The sequence below is a fragment of the Nostoc sp. genome, from assembly GCF_036919615.1.
In the GTDB taxonomy this organism is placed as follows: Bacteria; Cyanobacteriota; Cyanobacteriia; order Cyanobacteriales; family Nostocaceae; genus Nostoc.
The window spans coordinates 92092-105043 of the sequence record NZ_JBALCN010000096.1 but is presented as its reverse complement, the minus strand read 5'-3'; the positions used below and the strand labels follow the sequence as shown (position 1 = coordinate 105043).

General features: G+C 41.3%; 7 protein-coding genes, 1 tRNA gene and 2 pseudogenes. 6 read left to right on the top strand and 4 right to left on the bottom strand.

The features are described 5' to 3' along the window. Positions 1–272: 272 nt before the first annotated feature. From V7K48_RS28255 to V7K48_RS28245, 3 genes and pseudogenes are all read left to right on the top strand, one after another. Positions 273–1805, top strand: coding sequence for a SagB/ThcOx family dehydrogenase (locus tag V7K48_RS28255; RefSeq protein WP_335077551.1), 1533 nt, complete (start codon positions 273–275; stop codon positions 1803–1805). Positions 1806–2085: 280 nt separating this feature from the next. After that, a pseudogene (locus tag V7K48_RS28250) lies at positions 2086–4887 on the top strand (PAS domain S-box protein). 7 nt (positions 4888–4894) lie between these two features. Then, complete coding sequence (locus V7K48_RS28245) at positions 4895–6415, top strand: hybrid sensor histidine kinase/response regulator (RefSeq protein WP_335077549.1); 1521 nt, start codon at positions 4895–4897, stop codon at positions 6413–6415. 25 nt (positions 6416–6440) lie between these two features. On the opposite strand, the gene trhO is transcribed toward V7K48_RS28245, so the two are convergent. Then, a complete protein-coding gene (gene trhO / locus V7K48_RS28240; protein WP_335077621.1) occupies positions 6441–7355 on the bottom strand; it encodes an oxygen-dependent tRNA uridine(34) hydroxylase TrhO in 915 nt (304 codons plus the stop codon). Between the two features lie 72 nt (positions 7356–7427). On the opposite strand from trhO, the gene V7K48_RS28235 reads away from it, so the two are divergent. The 3 genes from V7K48_RS28235 to V7K48_RS28225 all read left to right on the top strand — a co-directional run bounded on the left by V7K48_RS28235 (position 7428) and on the right by V7K48_RS28225 (position 10086). Beyond that, positions 7428–7501: transfer RNA gene (locus tag V7K48_RS28235), tRNA-Ala, on the top strand. Between the two features lie 598 nt (positions 7502–8099). Continuing rightward, a complete protein-coding gene (locus V7K48_RS28230; protein ID WP_335077619.1) occupies positions 8100–8546 on the top strand; it encodes a DUF2127 domain-containing protein in 447 nt (148 codons plus the stop codon). 133 nt (positions 8547–8679) lie between these two features. Further along, positions 8680–10086 carry a lysophospholipid acyltransferase family protein gene (locus tag V7K48_RS28225; RefSeq protein WP_335077547.1) on the top strand — a complete coding sequence of 469 codons (1407 nt, stop codon included), beginning with the start codon at positions 8680–8682 and terminating at the stop codon, positions 10084–10086. An 8-nt stretch (positions 10087–10094) separates the two neighbouring features. Here V7K48_RS28225 and V7K48_RS28220 read toward each other — a convergent pair. The 3 genes and pseudogenes from V7K48_RS28220 to V7K48_RS28210 form a co-directional block, all read right to left on the bottom strand. Next, positions 10095–10472 (bottom strand): annotated as a pseudogene (locus V7K48_RS28220) (substrate-binding domain-containing protein); the annotation flags it as partial. 105 nt (positions 10473–10577) lie between these two features. After that, on the bottom strand, positions 10578–10862 hold the full coding sequence (locus tag V7K48_RS28215) for a hypothetical protein (RefSeq protein ID WP_335077545.1): 285 nt from the start codon (positions 10860–10862) through the stop codon (positions 10578–10580). A gap of 60 nt (positions 10863–10922) precedes the next feature. Then, positions 10923–12341 (bottom strand): hypothetical protein, encoded by a 1419-nt coding sequence (locus V7K48_RS28210; RefSeq protein WP_335077543.1) that lies wholly within the window; start codon positions 12339–12341, stop codon positions 10923–10925. Positions 12342–12952 lie beyond the last annotated feature (611 nt).

Genomic DNA, 12952 nt, shown 5'->3' with positions numbered 1-12952 from the left:
GTATCCATCCAAAAAGCCACTTCATAAAGAAAGCGGAATTCAACGCGAATATCTTAACTTTTTCATTCTCAACACCGCTTAAAGCTTAAGCGAAAAGTATTGGAAGATGGGAAAGCAGGGGGAAATAACCGATGCCCCATTCCCAATGCCCAATTCAGTTGTGATCAACTACCACTTTATGACTATGAAGATTGTACTAATTGACACGAAATAATTAGGCTAATGAATGCCAAGATCAAAAAAAAGGATGCCCCAAGGATATTGAAAGGACTATGCCAGAATTACACCAATCAATTGCCCAGCATTATCACGAACGGACTAAATACAACCCTGAGACTCTCGCTTCCAAAAGTCAAAGTTTAGACTGGGCTAAACAGCCAGTGCCCTTTAAAGAGTATAAAATTGGCTCTACTTTTGATCTCAAACCCTATATCCAAGAAAAACCAGAGGGATTTGCTAATAACCCAGATGCTCAATGGTGGCAAAGACTTTCACGGCTGCTGTTTCACAGCTATGGATTGACAGCGAAAATGCCTTCTATGGGTAGTGCGGTGTATTTACGTGCTGCTCCCAGTGCAGGCGGACTATACCCTGCCGAAGTCTATATAGTTTCCCGTGGCACGTCGTTATTACCACCTGGACTGTATAACTACCAATGTCGGACTAATTCACTGATGCATTATTGGGAAAGTGATGTTTGGCAAACTCTCCAAGCAGCTTGTTTGTGGCATCCTTCTTTAGAAAATACCCAACTGGCAATTATTGTCACTGCGGTTTTCTATCGTTCTGCGTGGCGCTATGAAGATCGGGCTTACCGCCGGATTTTTCTAGATGCAGGACACCTGTTGGGCAATATCGAATTAGCTAGTGCGATTACTGACTTTCGCCCCCATTTAATCGGTGGTTTTGTGGATGAATCGGTAAACGATCTACTTTATATCGATCCGCAACAAGAAGGTGCGATCGCTGTCTTACCTCTGGCAGACTTGTTAGATGTCAATCAAAATTTGCCATTGGGATGTACTGCTTTACCTTCCGCCACAGAAACCAGTTATCCCCAAATCCCCGATGGCGAACTGTTGACATATTTCCATCAACACACCCAGATCCAATCAGGTATAACTGGCAATCTCAATCTACCAACTATCAAACAAAAAAAATCTTTGGAGGATAAATATAACTTTCCTTTCTGTTTGAAAATTCCCACCACCACCGCGCCTATAGATTGGGGACAAAAGCTGTCAGAACTGGAAAGTACTATGTACAAGCGACGCTCTACCCGCGCCTACAATGGTGATGATTTAACCTTCGATGAATTGAAAAGTTTACTCGATTTCACTTACCAGCCGCAAAATTACATCGACCAAAGTTTAGATATTTCTCCAGACTACTTTGATTTGAATTTAATAGAAACATTTATTGTTGTTTGCGGAGTCCAAGGATTGGAGGCAGGTTGTTACTATTACGCGCCCAAAGCCCAAGAATTACGCCAAATTCGGTTTAAAAACTTTCGGCGAGAGTTACATTTTCTCTGTTTAGGGCAAGAATTAGGGCGGGATGCTGCAGCGGTATTGTTTCATACAGCCGATTTGAGAGCTGCGATCGCCCAGTATGGCGATCGCGTGTACCGTTACTTACATATGGATGCAGGCCATTTAGGACAACGCTTGAATTTAGCTGCAATACAACTAAATGTAGGTGTCAGTGGCATCGGTGGATTCTTTGATGACCAAGTAAATGAAGTCTTGAGTATTCCTGCTGATGAAGCAGTTATATATATCACGACACTTGGACGCTCAAGATAAAAATAATCTCAGAGGCGCACAGAATGCAGAGAGTTTCTTTCTGTATCCTTTACGTCTCTGTACAACTGCTCTTTGCTTAGTGTAAACTATCAGACATACTTTACACTGCGAGATTCGCATGAAAACTGAACCAACATATACCTCTGTGGGAAGTCTCTTTGAGTATAAACCTATGTTTTTTATTTCTAAATATCAAAGAGCTGATGCGTGGAGTTGCGAATCCCTAGAAGACTTTATAAAAGATTTAAAGATTTGAAAAATTTTTGTCACACAACCACTAATGCTATTTACTGAAAATGAAAGCCAACGGCTAGAAGTACTTAATCAGTATCAAATTTTAGATACGCCACCAGAAGAAATCTTTGATGAACTGGCTCAACTAGCTGCTAACCTTTGTGAAACACCAATTGCTCTCATTAGCCTAGTTGATGCAGAACGGGAATGGTTCAAGTCAAAAATCGGAGTAACTATATCGGAAGTTCCTCGAAGCATTTCCTTTGGTAGGTATACTATCTTGCAAAGTCAAATATTAATCATCCCAGACGCTTTGCAAGATGAACGGTTTGCGACAAATCCCCTTGTAAAATCAAATCATTATTTCCGCTTTTATGCGGGTGTTCCCCTGATTACTTCAAGCGGCTTTGCATTAGGTAGTCTTTGTGTAATTGATTTTGCACCGCACAACTTGAGTGTTAAAGAGCAAGTAGTATTACAACAGTTGGCAGGGCAAGTAATCAGGTATTTAGAGTTACATCAGCAAAAAGTAATAGATGATAGCCAAAGAAGTTTTAATCTTCTTTTCTCTAAAAATCTCAACCCAATGTGGGTATATAACCAGAATAATCTGCAATTTTTAGATGTAAATGAAGCTGCTGTTATTCACTACGGCTACTCACGAGAAGAGTTCTTGCAAATGCGAATAACTGATATTCATCCTCCAGAAGATGTGCCTATCTTGCTGAAATATTTAGGACAAAAGTATCTTAACTTACACTTTGCTGGACAATGGCGACATCGGCGAAAAGACGGACAGATTATTGATGTTGAAGTTGTCACACATCCAATAAGCTATGGCAGTTATAACGCTCAGTTGGTTAATATCCGAGACATCACAGAACACAAACGAATAGAAAGAATTCTTCAGGAAAGTGAAGCCAGATTTCAAGTTATTTCTGAAAGTATTCCTGTTCCCTTGATGATTTCACGTGTATCTGATGGGTTGATTTTATCTGCTAACCCATAGTTACTTCAAACATTTCGATTTTCTCCAGAGTCCAAAGTTAATCCTAAATATTTCTTAGATTTATATTATAACTTGGCAGATTTTGAAGCCTTGTTAAAACTTCTTAATCAACATGGCTTTATTCATAATTATGAACTTCAATTGAAAAGAGGGGATGGAAGTTATTTTTGGGCGATCGCTTCCCTACAATATTTAAATTATAACAATGAAGCAGCAATTTTAACAGTATTTTATGATATTAATGATCGCAAAAATTTAGAAATAAAACTCCAATAACAAAATGAGTTTTTGCAGAGAATTTTTGAGAGTATACCGTTGATGATTGCCCTGATTGATCCCAATGGAAAACTCCAGTGGGTGAACCAAGAATGGGAAAATGTTCTAGGTTGGAAATTTCAATATTTCCAAACTTGCGATGTCTTGGAAGCGTTATACCCTAATCCGGAATATCGACAGTATGTAATTAATTTTATTCAGTCTGCACAACACAATTGGGGTGACTTTAGAACTCAGGTGTGCGATGGTCGTTTACTAGATACGTCTTGGACTAATGTTTACCTTTCAAATGGTCAAATTATCGGTATTGGGCAAGACATCACAGAACGTAAGCGAACTGAACTAGCTCTAAAAGCCCAAGCCGAGCGGGAGCAATTGATGCGAACCGTTGCTCAACGGATTCGTGAATCTTTGAATCTTCAAGATATTTTGAATGCAACAGTTCAAGAAGTGCGAGATTTACTTGGGGTTGATCGAGTAATTGTTTATCAGTTTGACTCCGAGATGATCGGTACAATTATGGCGGAATCAGTGCAACCTGGATGGACAGTTTCTTTGGGCGTAAAGATTCATGATACTTGTTTTAAAACAGGTGCAGGAATGGAGTATTATCAGGGACACAAACGCGCGATCGCTAATATTTATGAAGCTGGATTAACTGATTGTCATATTAGCTTGTTAGAACGGTTTGAAGTCAAAGCAAATTTAGTCGTGCCGATTTTACGAGAAGTAAGCTCTAAAAACCCTGGCTCTCACCTTTGGGGTTTACTGGTCGCTCACCAATGCTCTGGTTTGCGTGAGTGGGAAGAAAATCAATTAGATTTACTCGATCAACTTACAGTCCAATTAGCGATCGCAATTCAACAATCCAGTATCCTTGAGCAAGCTCAAACTGAACTTGTTCAAAGACAAAAAGCTCAAGTGAAATTAAAAAATGCCTTGGCTGAAAAAGAAGTTCTTTTAAAAGAAGTTCATCATCGAGTTAAAAATAATTTACAAATTGTCTCTAGTCTATTACAACTCCAGTCTCAAACACTCAAAGATCCGGAAGTAATTAAAGTTTTTCGAGAAAGTCAGAACAGAATTGAGTCAATATCTTTAATTCATAAAAATTTATATACTTCCGCCAATATTGGACAAATTGATGTTGCTGAATATATCCATAATTTGGCAGCAAGCTTGCTAATTTCCTATCAAATATGGCCTGGTAAAATCGCTCTAGAAACTGATATAGATTCAGTGAGTTTGAATGTTGACCAAGCTATTGCCTGTGGACTGGTGATCAATGAGTTAATCTCTAATGCCCTCAAGCACGCTTTTCCCAACCAACAAGTAGGTACAATCAGCATTGCTTTACGTAATGTTGGCAATAGTATTGAGATGACTATCCGAGACAATGGGATTGGTTTACCAGATAATTTAGATTGGACAAATACTGATTCTTTGGGTCTGTCGTTAGTATATGACTTAGTTACAGAACAACTAGAAGGCGATATTACTCTAGAACGCAATCATGGAACAGTATTTAAAATCCAATTCACGCAGTTAACTTTGCATCAGTAAATATCAAATGGGTCAAGCTAGGATTTTAGTCGTTGAAGATGAAGTGATTGTGGCTAGAACTATTACCAGCCAACTCAGTCAACTAGGATACATTGTTACAGGTACAGCTTCATCTGGAAAAGTTGCCATTGCCAAAGCATTGGAAACTCAACCAGAACTAGTATTAATGGATATTATCCTTAAAGGTGAGATGGACGGTATTACTACTGCCAGTCATATTCGTGAGCAGTTAGACGTTCCTGTAATTTTTTTAACTGCATACGGCGATGAGCATACTTTAGAAAGAGCAAAAATTACCCAACCTTTTGGATATATCGTTAAACCATTTACTACCAAAGATTTAAGAATAGCGATCGAGATCGGTCTGTTAAAACACCAGTTAGAACGTGACCTGCGAGAGAATCGAGATCAGTTAGCAACCCTTTTAAACTCAATGAGTGATGCTGTAATTGCCACTAATGAGCACGGAAGGGTGACATTCATGAATCCTGCAGCTGAGGCGCTGACTGGTTGGCAGCAAAAAGATGCTTTAGGAAATGAGGTGGCGGAAATTTTTCATATTGTCGATGAAATTACAGAAGATACATTAGAAAACCCTGTGACAAAAGTGCTGCGGGAGCAACAGGTTGTTTATTTAAGGGAATTCACATCTCTGATTACAAAAGATGGAAAAAAAGTTCCAATTGGTGATAGTGCTTCACCACTGAAGCTACGACCTGACCAGATAAATGGTGTAGTAGTTGTTTTCCAGGATCTTAGCGAACGACGCCAGACAAAATTGTTAGAGCAAGCCTTAGAGAAAGAGCAAGAACTTAATCGTCTCAAGTCCTTATTTATCTCGACCGTATCTCATGAGTTCCGTAATCCCTTAACTGTTATTCAAACGGCAGTAGAACTCATAGAAATGCAAGCAGCAAATTTGACAGATGCAAAAAGAGGCATCTATTTAAAGCGAATTCAAGGTGCTGTGCAATCTATGGAAAAACTGATGGAAGAAGTGCTGTTTATGGGTCGAGCGGAGGCAAAAAAACTCGTATACAACCCTGCTCCACTTAACTTAGAGCAATTCTGTCGAGAGTTAATCGAAGATTTTTCTATTGTTAAAAGTAGCGTGTGTGAAATTGTTTTTTCCTGTTATAGCGATCGTACCGACGCTGTAATGGATGAAGGACTCTTACATTATATGTTTAAGAATCTTCTCTCAAACGCTGTTAAATATTCTCCAAGGGGTGGCAACATTCAGTTTAATTTAGTATGTGACTCGATTGAGAAAGTAGCAATTTTCTATATTCAAGATCAAGGTATGGGCATTCCGGAACCAGACCAAGCTCGACTTTTTGAGTCATTCTACCGAGCTTCAAATGTCCAATCAATTCAGGGTACCGGATTGGGGTTGGTAATTGTTAAAAGGTGTGTTGATGCTCACAGGGGTAAAATCAGTGTCACAAGTAAAGTTGGAGTTGGTACTACATTTACAGTAATTTTGCCCTTAAATTCCGAATTATCCTTGACTGAAGCTAATAAATGATCGCATTTAAAACTTGCTTTTGTGATTAACTCACATCCCGATTTTTGTTACCAACTTGGCTTTGATAGTGCCGCCATTTTTCCTGCTGACGCGCTCTTTTCTCCTCAGTGAGGCTATCAAAACAATAGGGACAGGAGATACCTTGCTCATACTTACCAGACAGCTTATCTGACTCAGAAATCGGACGTCCACAACAGAAGCACAGCTCATAACTCCCTTCATCCAACCCATGACTAACGGCTACCCGCTCATCAAAGACAAAACATTCCCCTTCCCATAAACTTTCTTGTGCTGGAACTTCCTGCAAATACTTGAGAATGCCGCCCCTGAGATGATACACTTCTGCAAAGCCTTGGGCAAGCATGAAGGATGAGGCTTTTTCACAGCGAATACCGCCCGTACAAAACAGAGCAACTTTTTTGTGTTTAGTTGGGTCGAGGTGGTGTAGCACATAATTGGGGAATTCCCGGAATGAGCCAGTTTGGGGATTTTCTGCCCCTTGGAAAGTACCGATATTCACTTCATAATCATTGCGGGTGTCAATCACAGTTACTTCTGGGTCACAAATCAAATCATTCCATTCCTGGGGACTGACATAAGTGCCAACTTGCTCACTTGGGTCAATTTCAGGCAACCCCAAAGTGACAATTTCTGGCTTCAACCGCACCTTCATCCGCTCAAAGGGCGGGGTTTCAGTATGGGACTCTTTGTATTCTAAGTCTGCTAGACGAGGGTCAGAACGCAGAAACCAGAGAACAGAATCAATCGCCTGACGCGAACCTGCAATTGTAGCGTTAATGCCTTCTTGTGCCAGCAAAATTGTTCCCTTGACACCTTGTGCTTGGCAGTAAGACAGCAGAGGATCTCGCTTCTCAGCAAAATCTGGCAGCTTAACAAATTTATACAGTGCTGCAACAATTTGGATATTTTCTGGCTTCATCCCTTTGGTCACGGAACAATATTAAGTTACAAGAACAATGGCAATCAAAGTTACTTACTATTTTAATTTTAAGGGGGTTTAGCTCAGTTGGTAGAGCGCCTGCTTTGCAAGCAGGATGTCAAGCGGTTTGAGTTTGCTAACCTCCATTGCATATGATTTATCTCAATGTACGATGCCTGCGGTTGTTGCTGGCCTACGCACATACAATGTTAATCAAAAGCCGATTCCTTCATAGAGAATAGGCTTATTTTCCTTGGTAGGCAAGGAGTAAAGGGAGAGGGAAATTGGTATTGCATCTAATTGCCCCTATCCAAAGCCGTACTTAGTTAAAGAAATCTCTGGATAAGGACGTGAACTCTGACTTGACAGCAGTAAGGTAATTTTGATCGTTCAAAATTTGCAGCGGTAACTTATTAGCACTAACACCAGCCTTAACTAAATCTTCCGCAACAATATTTTTGTTCTGGCGTTCAAAAATCAAAGTTCCCCCACTGGGAATGCCTTGCTGCTCTAAACCACCTTATACATGTAGCTAACTCGGTGGTTTGAATTATTTCTTACCCATTTGGTTGAAGCTATAAAGCAGTCAGGAATAGTGTAATACTCAACATTTAGTTTACTTGTTTGGGCAAAGAGGAAAATGGTAAAGATAAGGCGATTAAGTATTGCTACAATAGGCGTCTTAGTTGGCATCATCCAGAGCCAGTTAATCAAAGTTGGGCTTATATATACTTAGGGGGTTCTTTGAAAAAGCGTCCATTGGGATTAGTGGCAATTGTTCTCTACAAATCATTTACCGCTTTGCTGCTTATGGTTACTTCGATCGCTTTATTGTTGACGTTAAAAAATTATCAAACTCTAGAGGCTTTTTCAGAAAATTATGTTTTAGAAGGAAAATCGATAATTATTAATTGGCTTCTAAATAAAGTTATCAACTTAAATCCAAGAACCTTAGCCTTTAGCGGCATTGGTACAGGAATCTATGCTATTGTAACTACGATTGAAGCTGTTGGTTTGTGGTACGAGAAACGTTGGGCACATGTCTTAGTATTGGTGCTTGTCGGTATCAGTATTCCCCCGGAGATTTATGAATTGATTCGGGGTATCTCTCCTATAAAAATATTAATTTTCTTGTTGAACTTAGCCGTATTTTGGTATCTATTACGCAATTTTCCTAAACATCGAAAATAATTTTTTATTCGATACTTAGGTCTATGTTGGAGAGGTAAAACTAAGCGATGTCTAACGACAAGAGGCTGCGGATCTACGCAAAACCAAGACCCCCACGTTGTACAATCGCTAGAAATACAATCTGGAGAGCGACTTGCCTAGATCGATTCAGTCTACTCAACCACCACTGAAATTTATTCCCCAACAGTTTAACCCGCTGATACTCCAGATTTTTCGCTGGTTACTGCCGATCGCGTTACGGTTTCGCACTCGACCTTGGCTAACGGCTGGTATTGTCCGTGTTGAAGCCAAAAATGTTGAGGTATTAGCTGAACTTTATCAACAATTTCAGGCTGGAAAAATTCGCTTTTTGTTGGCATTTCGCCACCCAGAGGTAGAAGATCCTCTCTGTATGCAGTATTTGCTTTCCCGCATTGTGCCACAGGTGGCTCGTCAGAAAGGTATTACACTGCGATCGCTTGTTCACAGCTATTTTCTCTATGACCGGGGGATGACGGTTTGGGCTGGAGATTGGCTGGGTTGGTTGTTTTCTCGGTTAGGAGGTGTGCCGGTTCATCGCGGTAGGCGACTAGATCGCCAAGCTATTCAAACAGCACGGCAGTTGTTTGCTAATGGCGAACTACCGATCGCAGTAGCACCGGAAGGCGGTACTAATGGTCATAGTGGTATTGTTAGCCCACTGGAACCCGGTGTTGCTCAAATGGGGTTTTGGTGTGTAGAAGATTTGCAAAAAGCTAACCGGACTGAAACTGTGATCATTGTGCCGATCGCCATCCAGTATCGCTACGTTGAGCCACCTTGGTCTAGACTGGATTGGCTATTGAGTAAGTTAGAAGCTGATAGTGGGTTGCCAGTTAAGGAAATTGATCAGGGCGATGGCGAAGAGATTTACTATCAACGCCTGTGTAAATTGGCTGAATATTTGATTACCGAGATGGAAGAGTTTTATCGTCGCTTCTATCATCAAGACATCCCAAAAACTATCTCAACTGATGAATCTGCTAGTCCTAATCAGGTGTTGATTGCCCGACTTCATCGCTTACTAGATAAGGCTTTACAAGTTGCCGAACAATATTTTGGAGTTCAAGCGCAGGGTAATTTTATTGACCGCTGTCGGCGTTTGGAAGAGGCTGGCTGGAATTACATTTATCGGGAAGATTTGCCAGATATTAATGCTTTACCACCCCTTAAACGTGGTTTGGCAGACTGGATTGCAGAGGAAGCAGACTTGCGAATGCGGCATATGCGGATAGTGGAAAGTTTTGTTGCAGTTACCGCTACTTATATTCAGGAACAACCAACGGCAGAACGGTTTGCAGAAACAGCTTTGCTCATCTTCGATATGCTTTCTAGAATTCAGGATACAACACTTCCAGGGCGACCTCGGTTAGGTTTGCGACAGGCACAAATCACCGTTGGGGAGCCAATTTCAGTAACTGAACGCTCTCAAAATTGTCAAGGCGATCGCTATGCAGCTAGACAAGCTGTAAGCGATTTGACAAAAGATTTGCAAATCGCCTTAGAGAAGATGATTAAATAATGAAACTTTTAAGACTTTTTAGCCCTAATTTTGTCAAAGATTGCCCCTTCATCAAAGAATTTTTTCTGAATCTCATTCCACCCTCCTAAATCTTCAGCTTTAAAAATAGTTTTAATTTTGGGAAAATTGCCTTCTGTTTCTTTGGCGATCGTCAGGTCAATGGGACGAAATCCTAATTTAGTAAACTTTCGTTGCGAGTCTGGAGTGTAAAGAAATTTGATAAATGCTTCGGCAAGAAGGCGAGTCCCATATTTATCAACATTCTTATCTACAACAGCAACAGGATTGTCGATGGAGATATTTACATCGGGCACAATATATGAGATTTTATCGCCATTTTGCCTTGATAAAATCATCTCGTTTTCATAGTTGAGCAAAACATCACCCTGACCATCTTTGAACGGTCAGTTCGTTGATTTAAAAAGCTAGAAGAGGAGTTAATGCACTGTAAAGCTTATACAGCTTAATTTAGATAGGATTCTGGTAAGCACTTATCCAGGTACAAGGTAAGGGAAAGTGTAAAGCGACTGCGGTATTCCCATCAGAGTTAAAATTTGTTGTTGAAGTTCACCAAGTTGAGTCATTTCGTAGCTGCCATCTCGATGAAAATACATTGTTATTCCATTGAAAGCATTCAACAACTTTTCTGCTGTTGGTTTGGTTGTGTGGCGCTTGGGATTAGCATCATACAGACCAGCCAAAGATTCATTTTGATGTAACAATTGACGACGAATCACAAACTCCATTCGAGTAAAAACCGCTACTGCTAACAGCACTCAGCACTCAGTACTGAGTACTGAGTATGGTAAAACATCAGAAGAGACGAATTAAGAAAATCATGCTCGGTTTGTTAAAGTGCTGTAAGAGAAAGAACTATCTGCAAAGATAAATTTATCAAAGCCAGTGGTAGACATGGTAATGGTGTTGCCGTTGTTGTTAAAACTGATGTCAGCAGTTTGAAGGGTATTGCCAAAAATAACACCAGATACGATGAGATCAGAGCGATTGAAAGTGCCCAGATCCAGGGTGTCGTAACCTTTACCACCATCAACAGTCGCAGCACCGAATCCTTTAAAGTAGTCATCCCCAGTACCCAGTTGAATACTTAACCCGCCACCAATAGAGACTTTCTGTTGAACCCCATCTACGATACTGGTGGCAATAATTTTGTCATTGCCATCACCAGTCTTGATGATTCCTTTTCCATAAATGCCGTAGGCAGGACTATCGCCATAGCCAACAGCATTACTTGTTACTGTAGCCTGTCCGATAATGGTGTCAGCACCCTTGCTTGTATCAATGACTCCATCGTTGAAGATGCCATAAGTGGCGGTGTTTGCTCTTGAACTGTTTCCATTACCTGTAATCGTGTCGTTGCCTGTCCCTGTAGTTATGGAGGCGTCTTGAACGTTCTGGATGCCGATCCCAGCACCGCCGTAGCCGGCGAAGCCGGTGACGCTGCTCTTGCCACCATCACCCGTGCCAGTGATCGTGACGTTTCCGTTTCCTGTATTCAGTTTGCCACTATTAGCAATCCCAGTGCCAGTACCGCCGTTGCCGTTGGTGCCTAGGTAGGGAACGTACTTGTCGTAGTTTCTGTCACCACCTATGCCGCCGTTGCCGCCAGTACCAGTGCCAGTGATCGCGTCGTTTCCGTTTCCTGTATTCAGTTTGTCACTGTTAGCAATCCCAGTTCCAGTACCGCCGTTGCCGCCATCGCCGCCACCACCACCGCTGGCATAATTAATATTGTTAACATGTCCGCCGTTGCCGCCGTTGCTGCCAGTACCAGTGCCAATGATCGTGTCGTTTCCGTTTCCTGTATTCAGTTTGCCACTGTTAGCAATCCCAGTGCCAGTACCGCCCTTGCCGCCCTTACCACCGTTGCCGACATCGCCGGCATCGCCGCCCTTGCCGCCCTTGCCGCCAGTGCCAGTGCCAGTGCCAGTGCCAGTGCCAGTACCAGTGATCGCGTCTTTTTCGTACCCTAAATTCAGTTTGCCACTGTTAGCAATCCCAGTTCCAGTACTGCCGCCGCCACCGTTGTTGCCATCGCCATTGCCACCGTTGCTGCCATTGCCGCCGTTGCTGCCAGCACCCCTGCCCTTAATGGCGTCATTCCCTGAACGCGTATAAATGAAACCTCCAGTTAAAATATCGATACCTATTGCTGGAGATGCATTTAACTGTTCCCCGATTAAAGTGTCTGAACCAGGAGTGCCGATGAAATTGGGTGGAAAGGTAAGTTTAGGCATGATCAAAATCCTCTTAATTAGGTTAGTAAGGTCAGTTTGCTGATTCAAATAAGCAAACTCTCAAAAAATTCCCGGATCGTTTCTCCAAGAGCTATTTAGTCAATGAGTCTGCTGTTGTAGCTTTTACTGAAGCCGAATGAAGTTCCAAGGAATTAATCAGATTCCAGGGCATTAAACCCACATTCTGCACGTGCATTAACGTTCGCGCGGCGTCTCGTAGAGAAGCTCACCGTTCGCGTAGCGTCTCGAACAGTTGGTAAGTAATCGGACAAGATTAATTACACAAAAATGTGGACTGAAATCCTTGACTGGCAAAGAATTGGTAAATAACTAATATGTAATTAATTCTGTCCAGGTACTTATCGCGTCATCTAATAGGCTGATAGCTATTTATAAGTAAAGAAAATTTTATTACTTTGTAACTACCAGTACAATTACCAGTATTTCACGATTTAGTATAATCTATCTTTAGACCTAACTCACCACTCACGGTTCGCCCATTTTAAATTGAGTTAGAAAAAAGCCGAACGATTTAATAAGGGTTCCAGACTGTAGTTCAAACGTACTATGGTTCCGACTTTACGCGATCGCATAAAAATAGAGTTTTGAGA

Bases quoted from the DNA above. Each gene is read 5' to 3' on its own strand.
- V7K48_RS28255 (WP_335077551.1), top strand. From the start codon at position 273: ATGCCAGAATTACACCAATCAATTGCCCAGCATTATCACGAACGGACT.
- V7K48_RS28245 (WP_335077549.1), top strand. From the start codon at position 4,895: ATGGGTCAAGCTAGGATTTTAGTCGTTGAAGATGAAGTGATTGTGGCT.
- trhO (WP_335077621.1), bottom strand. From the start codon at position 7,355: ATGAAGCCAGAAAATATCCAAATTGTTGCAGCACTGTATAAATTTGTT.
- V7K48_RS28210 (WP_335077543.1), bottom strand. From the start codon at position 12,341: ATGCCTAAACTTACCTTTCCACCCAATTTCATCGGCACTCCTGGTTCA.